The 16,319-nt window shown below is 68.9% G+C and carries 11 protein-coding genes; 6 read left to right on the top strand and 5 right to left on the bottom strand.

Going from position 1 to position 16,319, the window contains the following annotated elements; genetic code table 11:
- Positions 1-410 precede the first annotated feature (410 nt).
- From CRM89_RS11005 to CRM89_RS10980, 6 genes are all read left to right on the top strand, one after another.
- On the top strand, positions 411-1,631 hold the full coding sequence (locus CRM89_RS11005) for a cutinase family protein (protein WP_098083937.1): 1,221 nt from the start codon (positions 411-413) through the stop codon (positions 1,629-1,631).
- A gap of 92 nt (positions 1,632-1,723) precedes the next feature.
- Positions 1,724-2,488 (top strand): hypothetical protein, encoded by a 765-nt coding sequence (locus tag CRM89_RS11000; protein ID WP_127516167.1) that lies wholly within the window; start codon positions 1,724-1,726, stop codon positions 2,486-2,488.
- A 142-nt stretch (positions 2,489-2,630) separates the two neighbouring features.
- Positions 2,631-3,782, top strand: a complete 1,152-nt coding sequence (locus CRM89_RS10995; protein WP_127516165.1) for a GAF domain-containing protein — start codon at positions 2,631-2,633, stop codon at positions 3,780-3,782.
- Between the two features lie 88 nt (positions 3,783-3,870).
- Complete coding sequence (locus CRM89_RS10990) at positions 3,871-5,367, top strand: NAD(P)/FAD-dependent oxidoreductase (protein WP_172964493.1); 1,497 nt, start codon at positions 3,871-3,873, stop codon at positions 5,365-5,367.
- A 198-nt stretch (positions 5,368-5,565) separates the two neighbouring features.
- Entirely contained in the window at positions 5,566-7,341 is a 1,776-nt protein-coding gene (locus tag CRM89_RS10985) for a hypothetical protein (RefSeq protein WP_098083933.1), read from the top strand.
- A gap of 765 nt (positions 7,342-8,106) precedes the next feature.
- Positions 8,107-10,266, top strand: coding sequence for a hypothetical protein (locus CRM89_RS10980; protein WP_098083932.1), 2,160 nt, complete (start codon positions 8,107-8,109; stop codon positions 10,264-10,266).
- Positions 10,267-10,419: 153 nt separating this feature from the next.
- Here CRM89_RS10980 and CRM89_RS10975 read toward each other — a convergent pair whose 3' ends face one another.
- The 5 genes from CRM89_RS10975 to CRM89_RS10955 all read right to left on the bottom strand — a co-directional run bounded on the left by CRM89_RS10975 (position 10,420) and on the right by CRM89_RS10955 (position 16,154).
- The gene (locus tag CRM89_RS10975; protein ID WP_086839857.1) at positions 10,420-10,818 is read right to left on the bottom strand and encodes a hypothetical protein; all 399 of its coding nucleotides are present in this window, start codon (positions 10,816-10,818) and stop codon (positions 10,420-10,422) included.
- A gap of 607 nt (positions 10,819-11,425) precedes the next feature.
- Complete coding sequence (locus CRM89_RS10970; protein ID WP_195039641.1) at positions 11,426-12,511, bottom strand: cytochrome P450; 1,086 nt, start codon at positions 12,509-12,511, stop codon at positions 11,426-11,428.
- A gap of 293 nt (positions 12,512-12,804) precedes the next feature.
- Positions 12,805-14,040: a cytochrome P450 gene (locus CRM89_RS10965; RefSeq protein WP_098086950.1), complete on the bottom strand. Its 1,236-nt coding sequence runs from the start codon at positions 14,038-14,040 to the stop codon at positions 12,805-12,807.
- Positions 14,041-14,102: 62 nt separating this feature from the next.
- Positions 14,103-15,746 carry an FAD-dependent monooxygenase gene (locus tag CRM89_RS10960; RefSeq protein ID WP_098083930.1) on the bottom strand — a complete coding sequence of 548 codons (1,644 nt, stop codon included), beginning with the start codon at positions 15,744-15,746 and terminating at the stop codon, positions 14,103-14,105.
- Between the two features lie 42 nt (positions 15,747-15,788).
- Complete coding sequence (locus CRM89_RS10955) at positions 15,789-16,154, bottom strand: hypothetical protein (protein ID WP_098083929.1); 366 nt, start codon at positions 16,152-16,154, stop codon at positions 15,789-15,791.
- Positions 16,155-16,319: the final 165 nt, after the last annotated feature.

Below are 16,319 nucleotides of genomic sequence, written 5' to 3'. Positions count from 1 at the left end.
ATCTGGGATGTGAGGTGCGCTCGCGACTGATTGGCGGACGCGTCGCCTCGAATTCTATGAAATTCAGGCATGGGTCGACTCATGCCGAAAACTGTGAAGGAGATTGTCCGGTGAACGAAATCTTGGGTGCGTTGGCCAACGGATTGGCGTTGGCACAGACGGCGAGCTCGATCGTGCTCAACATCGTCTACTCGGTTCTGCCGTTCCTGTGACCAGCCCCGGCAGCAGGCCACCAGCACACCACTGAACGGGGCCCTGGATACCCCTGCGGGTTCAGGGCCCTGCCTGGCGGCCGAGTGCCCGCGGCCCACCATCCTCGAGGGGGCCTCGGCGAGACGAAGGAATGAAGGACAGTGACACGAAACTATCGACACAATATCCGAGCTGCCCAACGTGGCCCACGCGCACGGGTGTTCGGCGCCGCGGCATGTACCGCCGCCGCGGCCGCGGTGATCACGGGAACCGGAAGCGCCGCGGCCGAAGAACTCCCGGCCGCGATCCCGGCGGGACCGTGCCCCGAGCTGCTGGTCCTGGGAGTCGAAGGCACCGGGCAGTCCACACCGACGGCCGACCCGACAGCCGACACCGGCATGCTCGGTGCGGTGCTCGGGCCCACGGTCGCCGCGCATCCAGACGTGGCCCGCGCCTACGTCCCCTACGACGCCGGCTTCGGCGGCTTGATCGGCACCGGTTCCGGGCGTCTGCCGTTCGCCGAATCCGTGGCGCAGGCGCACGACCGGTTGACGCAGATGGCCACCACCGCGTTGGCGCAATGTCCTGGGACCCGCCTGGCAATTGCGGGCTATTCCCAAGGCGCGCTTGCGGTGTCGCAGCTCGCCGAGGAGATCGGTGCGGGGGCATCCGCGGTCGCGCCCGAGCAGGTGGCGGGCGTGGCGTTGCTGGCAAACCCGGCCAAGAACCAGACACCGGATCCGCTGCCCGGCCGTCCCGGCCAGCGCACCCCCGACCCGGCACCGGGGAGCGGCGGTGCGTCGGTTGCGGGCGTCCAATTGGCACCCGTACCGGGCACTGGTGGCATTGCTGGCACTGGCGGCGAGTACGGGGCGTTGGCAGGGCGGGTCGCAGAGGTGTGCGCATCGGGAGACCTGGCTTGCGACATCGCACCCAATGCCGCGGTTGTGCGGGCGGGGGCGGGCTTGCTTGCGGGCGCCGATCTGCACGATCCGCTCGCCGCTGCGGGCTCACTCGGCGCGGCGTGGTCGGACACGGTGGCCGAGGTGACCGCTGAGGTTGTGCTCGACGACGTTTCGGTGGTCGGCGGCCAGGTCGACTACATTCCACAGCAGAGCATTTCGCAGCGCGTCGCCCAGGCGGCCCGTCCGGGTGTCGACGAGTACGAGCCCGCGCACGGGCAGGCCGTGGCAGACAAGATCAGCCAAGTCGGTGCCGTGATCGCTGCGGACCCGCTCGGGCAGGTCCCCCGTGTGGTCGGCCAGGTGATCGCCGCGATCGGGCAGATCGGCGCCGACAACGCCGACGCGGTCAATCCCGCCGTAATCGGACAGCTGTTCACCACGCCCCTCGCGCATACGGGATACGCCGCGCAGGGACACAGCGAGCCGATTCGCGCCTGGGTCGATGCCCTGGCCGACGACCTGTCCACGCCGTAGCGCAGGTCCAGGTTCTGCCGGGGCGTGAGGGGCCCCGCCTCGTCGGATGCTCGGGCCCCTCGCCCCTGGCCCGCTCATGGAGGACACTCCCTATGCCCGACACCTCGCTGCGAAGACCATCGGGTCACGAGCCGACCGACCTGCGAGCGTTGGTCGACCGCGTGATCGCCGCGGCTCGCCAGCTCCCACCGTCGCCAGCCGATGGAGATCCGGCGATGATCCTTGCCGGATTCCGAGGCCAGTGGTTGACGGCCCTGACGTGTCACCCCGGTGCAGAAACCTCGGCACCCATCGGGTTGATGGACGGCGTCGATTCCGCCGTCTTGATCGTGGTCGGAACGCCGCGCCGTGTTGGCGCGGTGTTGCTGGCGCTGTCGGACACGACCGATGCTCTACACAGCGCCGGTGTCAGCAGCATCTCCGCGATCCACTGCCGCGTCCTCGAGCCCGGCGCAGTCTGGACCGACCTCACCGACACGCTCGGCCGCGACGGACTCATCAGCTCCTCGGCGACACCTCCGCGACGTGCGAGCGCGGGCCGAAACCGGTTGCGTTGGCGCCGAATGAGCTCCGTGATCGCCGCCCTTGCCTTGCTTGCGCTGTTGCTGCTGCTGGGTTCGCTTCTCCTGCAGGCCCCCCTCGGAGACAACGCCGATTCCTCTGCCCCGATGACGGGCGGGCCCCGGTTGTCCGCGACGCGTGCAGACACTGCGACTGTGCTCGCGCATCGTGCCGGCAGTCGGCATGTCCGGTATGCCGTGATGGAGCCAACGGTTGTTTCGGTTGACCCTGAATCGGTTGCAGCCCATCAGCGTTGGCGCCAACCCGCCGGCGCCGTAATCGGTGGGGAGGGATAGGACATGGCCGCTGCTGTGATCGACGCGGTGTTGGTGTCGGTTGTCGCCGCCGCGAGCACTGCTGCGAACGTCGCCCTCGTGGTGCGCGGGCACCGACCTCGCCCGCCCGCGCGTCGACGGCCCCGGCAGGCGCAGGACGCACGTGGCGGCGGTGTCCCGGCTCGGATGGGCGGGTGATCTCGTCGTGTCGAGCCGACCCGCCTTCCTGCCGTCAGCACACGGCGGAGGGCCGTACCAGGCGGGAGGTCACGCGCGCGAGAACCCGTGGGTGCTGGTGCAAATCGAACGCAAGCCAGCTCAGCAGTGGGTGGTGGCTGAGGGCGGCCATCCCCGCCGTCACACTCGCCTGTCGCGCACTCGCATCGCCGGCTCGGCCGCTGTGGGACGGCAACTGCCGGCTCTGGTCGAGATCGCGACCGCCGAGGCACAGCCTCGCGCACGATCGGTCTACCTGCCCTCCGGAACACATATCCGGTTGTTCGCGGTACCGGTCACCGACAGCGTCGGCCGTGTCGCCGCCGTCCAGGCCTGGGCCGGTCCGCGGTCACGCCCGATCCCGGCGCGCCCGGCCGTCGGCGTCATCAGCTGGCCGGAACCGGCCACCGGCCTCGCTGTGACCACTCCCGCCGCGGAGACACTGCTCGATACCGGAACAACGGGCGGGGCAACCCGCCCGCTGGCCGACCTGCTCGGCCGCCTCGCCGTGCTCGAGGACCGTCTCGGACTGCTGCAGCTGCTCGACCCTGCCGCCGATCGGCACCGATGGTCAGCCCTCGCGGTCAGCCGCGGCCACGCTAGCGCTACCGGCCGCAGCCTTTTCCTCGCCGCCACCCGCCACGCCGATCCACCGGGGGTAACCGCCGTCGTGTGCGATGTCAGCGCCGCCCACCCGCCGGCGCCTACACCGGTGTCCGAGTTGCTGGTGCGCGCCGTTCCCGCGCCTCGCCGCCATGGAATTGCGGTCGTCGACCTGGCGACCGGCCTCGTGCACGACTGGATCCGGCCGGCGCCGGAGCCCGTGCACCGCTGGCGGCGGCAGCACCCCATCATCCACCCCCACGATCAGGTGCGCCTGGCTGAGACCCGCACACGGTTGATCGGCGGCGCGCCCCGCGCAGCCCTGCGCTGGCGACTGAGGTTTGAACCCGCTGATCGCTGGACCTGCATCCACACCCGCTGGACGGTGCTCACCCGGACACCCACCCCCCAAGCCATGCTCGACATCCGACTCGCCAACCCCCGGATCGTCGATACGGGGACTGCGCCCGACGACCACGGCGAGGAACCGCTGTGACCAAGCCCCTTCACACCTTCGGCGCGGGTCCCCACGGGACGTTCCAGCATCTCGAGACACACAGACAAGGCACACCATGAACACGCACGTGACAGTGGCTGTCGTCGGCGCGGGATTCGGCGGCATCGGCATGGGCATCGCCCTACGCCGCGACGACATCGACGACTTCCTCATCCTCGAATCCGCCGACGCCGTCGGCGGGGTCTGGCGCGACAACACCTACCCCGGCTGCAGCTGCGACGTCCCCGCCCACCTGTATTCGCTCTCGGCCGCGCCCTACCGGGACCCCGCCATTCGCTACCCACGCCAAGCCGACACGCTGGCCTACCTCGAGCGCGTCGTCGACACGTTCGCCCTCCTACCGCACCTGCGGTTGGGTACCACGGTCATCGACGCCACCTACGACGAGCACCGCGGCCGCTGGATACTGACCACCACCGCAGGTCCACCGGTGACCGCAGACATCGTCGTCTTCAGCGTCGGCATGCTCCACCGCCCCCACTACCCGAACATCTCTGGCCTGGAAGACTTTTTGGGGCCAGTCATGCACTCAGCCCGCTGGGACCACTCGATCGACCTGTCCGGCCGTCGGGTCGCTGTCATCGGCACGGGCGCCAGCGCGATCCAGATCATCCCCGCGATCGCCGGGCGTGCCGAGCGGGTGACGGTGTACCAGCGCACACCTACCTGGGTACTACCCAAACCCGGCCACGAGTTCGGGCCCGCCACCCGCGCCCTCCTGGCACGACTGCCCGCCGGCCACCGGCTCTACCGGTGGCTGACCGGTGCCGCCGCCGACGTACTGTTCGCACCTATCATGACTCGCGGCTGGACCGCGCCGCTGGCCGAATCCCTCGCACGCACCCACCTGCGCCGCCAGATCCGCGACCGGAGCCTGCGCGCCGCACTCACCCCCACCCACCCAGTCGGCGCCAAGCGGATCCTGCTGTCCAACGACTACTACCCGGCCCTGACCCGCGACGACGTCGAGCTCGTTACCACCGGCATCGCCCGCGTGACCGACAACGAAATCCGCACCGTCGACGGCACGTCCCGCGACACCGACATCATCGTGTGTGCCACCGGGTTCCGGGCCAGCGAATTCCTCGCTTCCGTGCGTGTCCGCGGCCGGGCCGGACGGCTGCTGGCCGACCGGTGGGCGGGCGGAGCCGAAGCCTACTTGGGCACCGCGCTGCCGGGCTTTCCCAACCTGTTCCTCATCGCCGGACCCTCCACCTTCAACCCGGCGGGATCCAACATCGCGATCAAAGAATCCCAGATCACGCTCATCCTCGCCGCACTTCGCTGGCGCGAATACATCGGCGCCGCAGCGATCGAACCGAGCACGGCCGCGATGAACCGCTACCGCCACTGGCTCGACCACGCCTGGGCCCGCTCGGTCTGGCCCGACAGCGGACCCAGCTGGTACAAGACCCCCCAGGGTCAGCTGGTCGCGCCGTGGCCCAGCACTGCCCGTGCCTTCGAACGCGCGGCCCGGCGTGACCCGAGCACGGTCTTCCGTCCCGTCCCCGTAGCCCGCCGCGTTCACCTCCGGAATGCAGCCGCCGCGGCCACGAATGCATGAGCCCCGGCCCTGCGAGCGACACCACGCTCCACACGCGCCTGCCCGGCCCTACCGGCACCGCAGCGTCAACCTCCCCCCGCAGTCCACGCGAACCATCGTCAGCACGATCGGAGAACCGTCATGATCAGACCACTCGCCCCAGCCAGCACCGACGTTCCAGGACCGGTCGAGGCCGGTGCACAGTCGGCCTCGACCTGTTTGCGCGTCGCGGTCCTCGGCAGCGACCACGCCCTGCACGCACGCGTCCGCGCCGCGGTCCTGGACCTCGGGGACGGGCCATCGACCGCGACGACCTACAGCGCCGAAGCCGCCTACGCGCCGCGTCTGCTTCGCAGCGCGGTGCAGGCGCTGGGAGGATCAGCGGCCTCGATTGCCGCGGACCCGGCCCTGCGGGGCGCCCTGTGCGAGTGGGCCGGTATCGCTGCACCGCACTTGCTGCCCGTGCTCACCGGGCATTTCGATTTGGCGATCGGCGCGATCCGTACCCTCGGCAACAACTCGCCCTACCAACAGCAGTTGCTTGCCGAACTCGACACCGCTGACGCGGCGGGCGAGCTGCTGCTCACCGAACTCGGCGGAACCAATGGCGCCGACCAACACACGACCGCCACCTGGGACAGCGGCCGCGACGGCTACTGGATCGACTCCCCATCGGTCGCGTCCTGGAAGTTCATGCCCAACATCGCCGACCCCCACACCCGCAAGACCGGCGTCGTCACCGCCCGCCTCATCGTCGACGGCCGCGATGAAGGGGTGTTGCCGTTTCTCCTCCGCTTCCGAGGTGAGAACGGTCTCGTGGCAGGCCTGCACCTGCAGGCCCTCCCGGACAAGAACTGGGCGCCGATGGACCACGCGTTGATCCGCTTTTCCGGCACGTTCGCCCCGCGCGACGCGCTGCTCGGCGGCGACTGGGCCCTCATGCGCCGCGACGGCGTCCTGGACTGCGCACTCGCGCCCCGCGAACGATTCCACCGCGCCATCAGCGTCCTTGGCGACGGTCGACTGGACCTGGCCAACGCCGCAGCCGCGATGGCACGAGCCGGAATCGCGCTGACACACAACTACTTCATCCAGCGGCGGCCCGGCGGTCGGGCAGCGTTCGTTCACTGCGGCACCGTGCGCCGCGACCTACTCGCCGCGGTCACCACCACCTACGCCACCAGCATCCTCGGCCGCCACATCCACCAACTCCGCACCGAAACCACGCCCCCCGGCGCCGAACCGATTCAAGGCATCTGGTCCATGCTGGCCAAACCGCTGCTGGCCTACTCCGCCCACCATGTGCTGCACACCTGCCGCCCGCGGGCAGCCGCACAGGGATCGCTCCGCATCAACCGTCTCGGTGAGTGGCTCGGCCTCGTCGACGGGATCATCACCGCCGAAGGCGAATCCCAGTTGCTGTGGCGGCAAGCTGGCCTCGCCCACCGCAACGGCCTGGATCTGACCGCGCTCACCCTGCCCGACACCCCCGGTCAACTGCCCTGGTACCTGAACATGATGATCGACCGCGAACACGTCCTCGCCGAGGCCCTGACCCGAGACGATCACCGCGTGACCGGCACCGCCATCGACCGTGACACCGCCGCGATCGACCTCGCCCAGGCCGTCAGCGAACGCCTCGCCGCCACCGCCACCGACATCGCGGCCACCCAATGCACCGATCCCACCGCAGCCGACCTGCTCGATCACCTCGGCGCCGTCTACGCCCTCGAACGCATCCATACTCACGCAGGCTGGTACACAGCCCACCAGCAAATGACCCCAGACCGCGCCCACGCCGTCCTCGCCGAACTGCAACGCCGCCGCCGAACTCTGTCGATACACCTCCACACGCTCATCGACGCTTTTGACATACCCCTCGACGGCCTCGACGCGCCGATGGCCGCCCACAATTACCTGACCTGGTGGAAAGACTGGGCCGGCTGGTACAGCCCTCCTCTCCAGACGCCGAAACGACGGCTCGCCACGACCTGAGTGGGGATGCCCTATGCTTGGAACCGTTGCTGATTACAGACCCAGCGACGATTACCCGCGGCGCTCCGAGCCCTTCGCACACGGCTCGGAGCGCTGTCCAAGGGCACCGACCGTCATCTGCTCGGATCGGCTTCGACCTTGTCGAGATTGCCATTTCGCAATTCGATACACTCAACTCACGCAAGCTCCTGACATCGGGCGGTGGCCGAAGCCGAGATGGCAACGGCGTCCACGAAATGGCGCAGCGGCCATGCCCAGGGCCGAATGCGTTGTACGAGAGACGTTTCAGCGCTAGGCGAACCGGCTCTTGCTTGCCGACGGGGTATCCGATACGGGGAGGCGTTGACTTCTCGAGCGCCGCGACAAGACAAGAACGCCGGTCTCGGCGCGGATCTCGTTGGACTCATTGGTCTATTCACAGCGAAGGTCGCGAAATTGCACGGCGCGAATACTCCAGATTGCTCTGTACGCGAACCTGTTGTCGGGCGGAGGCAGGGTCCGCACCACCCTGTGTTTCCGCGAACCGGCGCACCGCGGTGCAGTGCGCGCGCAGGCTGGGACAGTCACAACGCGGATGGGGATTTCGGCCTCCCGCTCCCTGGCCATGGGGCGTGCCACGACCGGCCACGGCGTAACCGACACCATCCTTTCTCCGATCGTTGCACCGCCGATGACCAACTGCCCGGCCTTGTCGGCGAACAAAGCACCGCTGCCTCACCACCCCTTGAAAAAGCTTGTGGAAAGCCAGGACTCGATGACCGCACCGTGGTCGCGTCGCGCGTGTTCGCTGCGTTGGCACCGCTGATCGCGGCGAGACGGTCGATGCGGCTGTGGGATACCAGCGTCGGCCGCTACGCTGACCGCACCCGGGCCTTGACTACCAAACTCCCGAACCGCCCCGCCGCGGTGCCTGTGTATCTGCATCGGCGGACCCGGCTGCTGGTGCTCGACTTCGACGCCAAACACGGCCACACCTCTACCGACGTAGATCTCGACGTCCGCCGCTGCCAGCGATGGTTGTCGTCCTGCGGCGCCCGCCCCGTCACCGACCGTTCAACCAGCGGTGGGCGCCACATCCTCGTCCCGCTCCCACTGGGCCTCACATTGACCCGTGGCGAACTCGAACCGGTCCTGCGGCGGCTCGCGGCGCGGCTGCCCAGCCTGGACATCTCCCCGATGCTCAACGACACCACCGGCGCTATCACCCCACCAGGCACGCGATGCCGCACCGGCGGCTTTCGTACTCTCGAGGGCACCCTCACCGAGGCGGTCTGCGCTCTCACCACCCGGTCCGCACCCGACTTCTGGGACCGCCTCCGTGCACTTCTCGCCGACGAGCCCACCATCCCGCCGTCCGGCCCCGGGGGCGCGAGCGTGCCGGGCCCGCCCATGATCGTGAAGAACGGCCCTACCAGCGCCGATCATCGGACAGCGCTGTGGGAGGGCAGCGGCGAGCATGCCCGGTTGCGCACCATCTACCGTCGCACCACGCCGATCCCGGCCGAGGTGCTCGCCTTCGCTCATGACGGTGCTGCTCCGTCCCATCGGTGGCGCGCGCGCAACGGACGGCTCGATCGCTCACGAGCACGTCAGTCCGTCCTCGTCGCAGCGGCCATGCGCGGCTACACCTTCACCGATGTACTAGCCCAGCTGCCTGCCAATGGCGGGGAGTGGGTAGGCCTCGACCGGGCCTACCACCGCTACGGACGACACCAACTCCGTGCTCTGCATCGTGACTGGGCCGCTGCCTGCGCCTGGACCTCACGCCACGCTCACGAATTCCTGGCCGCCACGCACAAGGAGAAAAAGCACACAGGGGGACAGCCGAGGCGACAGCGACACGAGGCTGTGCACGCGTGGCTGTCTGCGGCGGTTCGGTGGGCCGACGCGCAATGGCCGCGCTCCTCGAAGCGGTGGACCGTGCACGCCGTGCTGCAAGCCCTCGCCTACGCCAGCGCACTGCGGCCGATTGCCCAGCGCGGCCTGCCCATCGTCGAGTTCGGCGGCCGCTCCCTGTCCTTGCTCGCCGGTGGGCTCCCCGAAACCACGGTCTGGCAGACGCTGCGCGCCATCCGGGACCTTCCTGGTGCCCCGATCCGGCGGGTGTGCGCTGGCGCAGGGTGTCGCGCCGACCGCTACGCCCTCACCACCCCAGCCCTCGACGGCGTCACCCGCAGTGACACCATCGGGCACAGGGTTCGAGTCGAGCCGGTCCATCCCGCCTGGCGGGTCCTCGGTCTACACTGCCGCCGCCTATACGAGGTGGTGACCGACGGGGCCACCGACCCCCTCGGCGCATTCGCCGCAGCCCGACTCACCCGCAGCTCCGGCTACACCGCGCTGCACATACTCACCACCGTCGGTCTTCTCCACCACCGCCGCCGCGTCGTCGGCGTCGGATCGACCAACCTCGACCAGATCGCCCACCAGCACGGCCTGGCCGCGCTACAGCAGACGACGGTCGCGCGCCACCGCGCCGAGCGAGCGCGATGGAGATCGTGGCTCACCTTGCACTCTCACGGGTCGCTCCAGATTCCGAGCACTCCGTGGTCGAAGAGCCCGTCAGCACAAGACCGATCCGACGACATTGGCAGCGAATCTGCTGTCTCAGCCATGCCATCCGATCTTCTGGTCAACGATGTGGGCGAGCACGGCCGATCCGGCGCTGTCTGCTGGGCTACGCCTTCGGCGCGTTCAGGGCCCGGGTTTGCTACGTCTGGGACGTCGCCGACGACTGTCCACGCCCGCGACAGCGCGTCGGCGGAGGTGTACATCGAAGCAGCGCCAGTACCCCGGGCAGGCGGACGATGGCTCATCTTCCCGGACGACACCGTCTACTACCTCAGACCAACCGGAGTTCGTACTGCGTCCACTGTCCCCGCCCACCTGCTCCGCACTTCCCCAGTATGGCGCCGTCAACGATGACACGGTTTCTGATCAGATGGGAGCGGGGTGCGTTCGTGACACCGGTCACGGCCGCATCCCACGGCAGGCGCTACTCTCTGGCCGCTTCCGGGCGGAAAAACTGTCGCGGAAATTGGCCTGGCCGTACAGTTTCCGTTGGCACTCTGTGCTGGCTCAGACCGCGTACATCCACACCAGATTGCCGGCCATCCGCCCGTTCTTGGTGCGTTCACATACGATGGCGCGGCCGTCATAGGCGACCCAATGCTGACCCTCATCGAGGCAGGGGTCGCCCGGTCCGATCGGCACGTTCGGGTCCACGGGCACGAGGTCGGGGGTGAGGGACCAGACATAGGCATCGGTGTAGCGGACGCGGACGCAGTACGCCGTCATTCCGTCGGCGGTGCGGCCGATGGTCGCCGTTGGTGCGTGGGTGCCACCACAGTAGTCACCGATCCTGACGACCGGCCCAGTCGGTGTAGCCGAACCGGTGTCGAGTGGAAGAGCGGTCGAGGCTGCGGTGGCCAGGGTGAGCAGACCCAGTGCGGTGGTGAGGAGTGTCGCAGTGCGCATACCGGTGAACCCCCTTGGAGTGACGTGACGAGGGCTTCCCGGCCCATGTTGTGTCCATCTTTCACCCGGCCATGCGCTGCGGGCAAGGCCCGGCCTCCGATGCACGCCTGTCGCGCGCATCGGGGTCGGGCGGGCGATGCGCTGTGCTGGGTGGGTCAGGACCGACATCCGGTACCCACCGGTCGTGACCGCAGCGGACCGTTCCCGGCGGGTAGCAACGTTTGGGGCAGGGTCAGTGGACGCGTAGCCGAGTCATGGCGTAGTAGCAATAGGAGAACGGCGCGCTGGCCGGGGGCTGTGGCATCGCTTGGGGCCAGTCCCATCCCTGGGTTGCGGGGGGAGCAGTTGGCCAGGCTCCAGACTTCGGCGACGATCACGCGGTCGCGCGTTTCGCGCACTCTTGCAGGGATCAGTGCCGGCACCCGGTTCGGTGGGGTAGTCGATCGCATCAGGAGGTTCTCGACCAGGCTGGCGAGCGCTGCTGCTAGGGGTGCGCCTGCCTGGCTGAGCTGCCACCGGATTGCGAGGTGCGCGGCGAACGTCTTGGCTGCCTTGATTGGGGAGCCGCTGGTGGAAAACGCGGTCGTCGATTCACGTGCAGGCATGGCTACCGCCGCCAGGGGTGAGGGAAGACCGGCAAACCGAGGTGGCTGTTGTCCACGATGCTGGTGATGTAGTCGAGCCGCCCGGGCGGGGTAGCCAGGGTCAGGTCGGGGAATCGGGTGAACAGCGCGGGCAGGGCGATGGACGCCACGAGGCGTGCCAGGGGTTCACCCGGGCAGACGCGGGGGCTGTTGCTGATCGCGAGGTGGTCGGTGATATTGCGGCGTGGATCGAACCGTGCGGGGTTGCGGTGGATGTGGGGACGGCGGTCTACGGCGGCGAGACCGGTGAGGATCACCTCGCCTTTGGCGACCCGCTGCCCACGATCGAGCTCGATGTCGTCGGTGGCGAATCGGAACGGTAGGTGCACTGTCGGGGGCTCTGCGCGCAGGGTTTCCTCGATCACCGTCGGCCATGACCGCTGCCCAGCGAGGACGTCGGCCCGCAGGGCCGCGTCGGTGAGCAACGCCAGGGCTGCGTTCTCGAGCAGGTGGGCGGTTGTTCCGTGACCCGCGGTGATGGTCACCAGGAGGATGTCGCGCAATTCCTGCTCGCTGGGCGGGTTTCCGTCGTCGTACACGGATAACAGTGCGGTGGTGAGGTCGTCGCCGGGGTGGGTGCGCTTGTCGCCGATCAGGTCGTCGAGGGTCCGGTACAGGTGAGCAACAGGAGCTTCGCGGAACTCGGGCAGGAGCGTGGTGTCGAATATTGCGGTGCTGCAGGCAAGTAGCGATGTCGTCGGTTGCGGCGGCAGGCCCAAGAGTTCACAGAGCACCCGAAGTGATAGCACACGGGCGAAATCCGTTCGTAGGTCGGCGATCTCGTTGGCAGGGGTGCGGGCCAGCTGGTCGAGCAGCTGATGGGTAGTGGTTTCGATGCGCGGCCGCAGATCCTGAATGCTCCGGTGGGCGAAAGCTGTGCCGAGGATGCCGCGCAGCCTCAGGTGATCGGGGCCGGCGGCGGTGAGAATGCTCTGCACCGCGACCCAGGGCCACAGCACCCACCGCGAAGTGATCTGCCCCTGTCGCAGTGCCCGCCAGTGCGTGTGGGCGTCCGTGGACAGCCGAGCGTCCACCAGCAACTGCTTCAAGACTGGAGTGTCGGTGACAACCCATGCGGGTACCTCGCCGGGTAGCACGACGCGGACCAGCGGGCCGCGCGTCTGCAAGAGGGAGAGCTGGTCGGGCCGCAGCGTGCCGCCCGACAGGACGATCTGTTCGGTTGGGTTCAGGACCTTCTCCTTTGGCTGGAAGGGTGGACTGCCGCCGCGACGGCACGTGGATACGGTCGACGCGCGGCGTTTGCTGAGGGCACAGGTCGAAACGCCAGTGCATGCCGCTCACACATACAGAGGGGCAGCTGTGTCCGGCCGGACCTTGAGGGTCACCCCGTGATCGGGCCTATGACTGGTGCGTCGGTGGTGGATGGCAGAGCGATAAGCGGGGTCGGGGGGAAAGTGACCGGTAGTGCGGTGAGGGCGCGGTGGAAGGGCCCCGGCCGCCACTCCAGCTCATCTGGGTGGCAGGCGAGCCGGATGTCGGGCAGGGCGTCGAGGAGTTGGTCGATGGCGTCTTGGACGATTTGGTAGGCGATGGTTTTGGCGGGGCAGGTGTGCGGGCCGGTGCTCCAGGCGAGGTGCGAGCGGTTTCCGCTGCGGTCGCCTCCGGTGATGGCGGGGTCGGTGTTGCAGGCGGCGAGGCTGATGATGACGGGTTGGTGGGCGGGTAGCCAGACTCCGTCGTAGAGCAGGGATTGGCGGGGGTAGGTGGTGCAGAAGTTCGCCATCGGTGGGTCGTTGAACAGGACTTCGTCGAGGGCGTCGCGGGTGGACAGGCTCCCGCCCAGGACGCTGCCGCCGAAGCGGTCGTCGGTGAGCATCAGCAGCAGCGCGTTGGTGATCAGGTTGCGTTGGGGTTCGATGCCGGCGGCGTAGAAGCTCATCAGCTGCGCCAGCATCTCCTCATCGTCCAACCCGGCCGGATGCTGGACGAGCCGGGAGGTGATGTCATCGCCGGGGTGCTGGCGCTTGCGCCGGATCAACTCCGAGAGGGCTTCGGTGAGCAGGGCCATGCCCTCGGTCGCGTGGACGGTGTCGAACCGCGCGGCCATCCCCGCGGTGACGAGCTGCCCGAGATCTGCGGGGCAGCCGAGCAACTCGTTGAGGACGTCGAACACCAGCGGGTAGGCGTAGTCGGCCAGCAGATCGGCCGACCCGGTCGTGCAGAAGCCGTTGATGAGCGGGACGGCGAGGGTCTCCACGGTGCGGTGCAGGGCGAGCCCGTCGACACCGTCGATCCCGGCCGCCGAAGCCTGCCGGTAGCGGGCGTGGGCGGCCCCGGTGTTGTAGCGGGCGGCGGGCTGCCAGGCCATCATCGGTCGCACCGGCGAATCCTCGGGCAGACTCTGCTGCCACATGCGGGGGTCAGCTGGAAAGCGTTCGGGGTCGTTGAGGATCCGCACCGCGGTCGCGTAGCCGAGCACGAGCGTCGCGGGGACGTCCGGGGCGAGCTCGACCGGCGCCAACCCTCCGAACTGCTCACGCAGCTGCCGGTAGGTGCGGTGGGGGTCGGCGGCGAACTCGCGGGTGTAGAGCGGGGTCCGAGGCCCGCGCGCCGTCATGGACAGGTCATCGGCGACGAGGTCGGCGGGGTGTTCGGTGAACCACTGGGACATGGCGGCTTTCAGATGGTGGGCGCGGCGGTGGGGGTGAGGGTGGTGTCGAGGTGGGTCAGCAGCGCGGCGCGGTGCGGCAGGCCGCAGCGCAGGCCGAGGTGGCCGTCGGGGCGGATCAAGCAGAGACCGTCCCCGGTCGGGGTACCGAGCAGCTGGTGTGCCTCGTTGGTGTCGGCAGCCACCGCGCCCGGGCCCTCGGCCGGCGGTGTTGCTGGAGCGGTGACGATTGTGGTTCGGACCAGGCCCCGGAACCGGCGATCGATGTCGTCGGCCAAGGCGTCGATGAGATGACGGGTGGCCGTGGACTGGGTGCGCTGCAGGATCAGCAGGGTGTGGTCGGGGTGGGCCAGCAGATCATGAACCCGCCGCCCACGAGACAGGACGGCGTCGGGGGCCCGGTCACCGGCGGCCAGCCCGAGCGGCGTCGGCATGCCCGGCGGGGTGGTGGTGACGTCGCGGTAGGTGTAGGCCAGCCCGGAGATCTGACGCACGGCGCGGACGTTGAAGCCGGGCTCGCGGGTGATGGCGACCCGCTCGATGAGTGGGGTGCCGTGGGCCATGATGACCTTGTGCAGCAGATGCGTGCCGGCGATCACCTGCTCAGCGATCGGGCGCCGCTCCCGCTCGTAGGACTCCAGCAGTGTGATCGGGGCTCGGCCGGTTGCGACGGCGGCGAGTTTCCAGCCCAGGTTGACCGCGTCCTGGATGCAGGCATTCATGCCCTGCCCGCCAGCGGGTGAGTGGATGTGGGCGGCATCGCCACCCAGGTAGATCCCGCTGTCGCCGTAGCTGGTGCTCAGGCGCCGCCAAATCCGGAAGGTGGTGATCCATTTCGGCGTGCCCACTTCCACGGCGCCGTCGAAGTGGTCGTCGAGCACGCTCTGGAAGCCCTCCCGCGTCGCGGTGGGGGCGGCGGCGGCGCCATTGTCGCCGGTGCCGTTGTCGCTGATCAGGACGCGCCACCAGGGGCCGGGCAGGCGGGTCACCAGCAGCAGCCGGTCCCGGTCGATCAGGTAGTGCACCCGATCATCGGGCAGCGGGAACCCTCGCAGCTCGACATCCATCATCCGCATTTCCATGCCCGTGTACTCGCCGCCGAGGTAGCCGGCGCCGAGGTAGCTGCGCACGGTCGAGCGCAGTCCGTCGCAGCCAATCAGCCACGAGGTGCGCACGGTCTCCTCGCGCCCGTCACCCTTGACCAGCTCGACGGTGATCGCGCCCGCAGCGTCGCGGGCGATGGTCGGCTGCAGCTCGGTGCTCCACTCGACGACGCCGCCCAGAGCAGCGAACCGCTCCCGCAGCACCGTCTCGATCGTGTCCTGGCTGATCACCAGCGTGAACGGGAAACGGCTGTCGTCCTCGAGAGCCGTGAAGTCCAGCCGCGCGATGTCGGTGACGCCGCGGAAGCGGTAGTCCATCGACACGCTGCGGATGCCCCGGCCGACGAAGTGGTCGGCGATCCCCGCGGAGTGGAGAAGTTCGAGCGTGCGCGCATGCAGGGTGAACGCCCGCGACGTCGTCGCCGGGTGGGCGGCGCGGTCGATCACCCGGCACGCCACACCCCGGCGCAACAGCTCGATCCCGAGGGTGAGCCCGGCCGGGCCCGCACCCACGATCAGCACAGGATCAGCAGAGGGAGAGGTGGTGAACATCAGGTCGTGTCCTTCGATCTCGAAATGCCCGGTCTGCCGGGGCTATTGCGGGAGGGACTCGCGGCGACCCACCGGTCGTGGAGCCTGGGAGGGCCGGACGTAGCCGTGGCCGTAGCCGACATAGCGCAGCCAACGAGCGGGGGTGAGCAGGTCAGCGACGCCGGTCACGGCCCGCTGCGCGCTGTCGAGGTGGGCAAGATCCGGCGCGATCACCGCATGCGCGCCCAGACGATGCACCGCCTCGACCAGATCCGAGATCCACATCATGCTGTCGGGGTCGATCGGCATCGTCTCGACGACGGTCAGCCGCTCGCGCGCGGCCACAAGCTCGATCGTCTGCCGCGCGAGCCTGATCGCCGCCTTACTCGTGCCGGTGATGTGCAGGTTGTAGACGCCCAGTGCATCCAAAGTTGGTGTGCCCCTTCTCGAGGTGTGGCAGGACGACCCGACGTCGGGGACAGGGGCGTCGCAGCCTGCTGCGGTCGAGTGCGGCAGGCGACCCGACGTCGGGGTCCTGGTGTCAGCTTCGCCGGGCTGGGTGGGTCATTACTGGCTCGTTTCGTCTCGTTTCGT

The sequence above is a fragment of the Nocardia sp. FDAARGOS_372 genome (assembly GCF_002554515.1).
GTDB classification, from domain to species: Bacteria; Actinomycetota; Actinomycetes; order Mycobacteriales; family Mycobacteriaceae; genus Nocardia; species Nocardia farcinica.
Note: the sequence above shows the minus strand (reverse complement) of the source record. Positions and strands in the feature narration are given on the sequence as shown.

Coding starts and splice junctions, on each gene's coding strand:
- CRM89_RS10965 (WP_098086950.1), bottom strand. CDS start 14,040: ATGACGGCGCGCGGGCCTCGGACCCCGCTCTACACCCGCGAGTTCGCC.
- CRM89_RS11000 (WP_127516167.1), top strand. CDS start 1,724: ATGCCCGACACCTCGCTGCGAAGACCATCGGGTCACGAGCCGACCGAC.
- CRM89_RS10975 (WP_086839857.1), bottom strand. CDS start 10,818: ATGCGCACTGCGACACTCCTCACCACCGCACTGGGTCTGCTCACCCTG.
- CRM89_RS10960 (WP_098083930.1), bottom strand. CDS start 15,746: ATGTTCACCACCTCTCCCTCTGCTGATCCTGTGCTGATCGTGGGTGCG.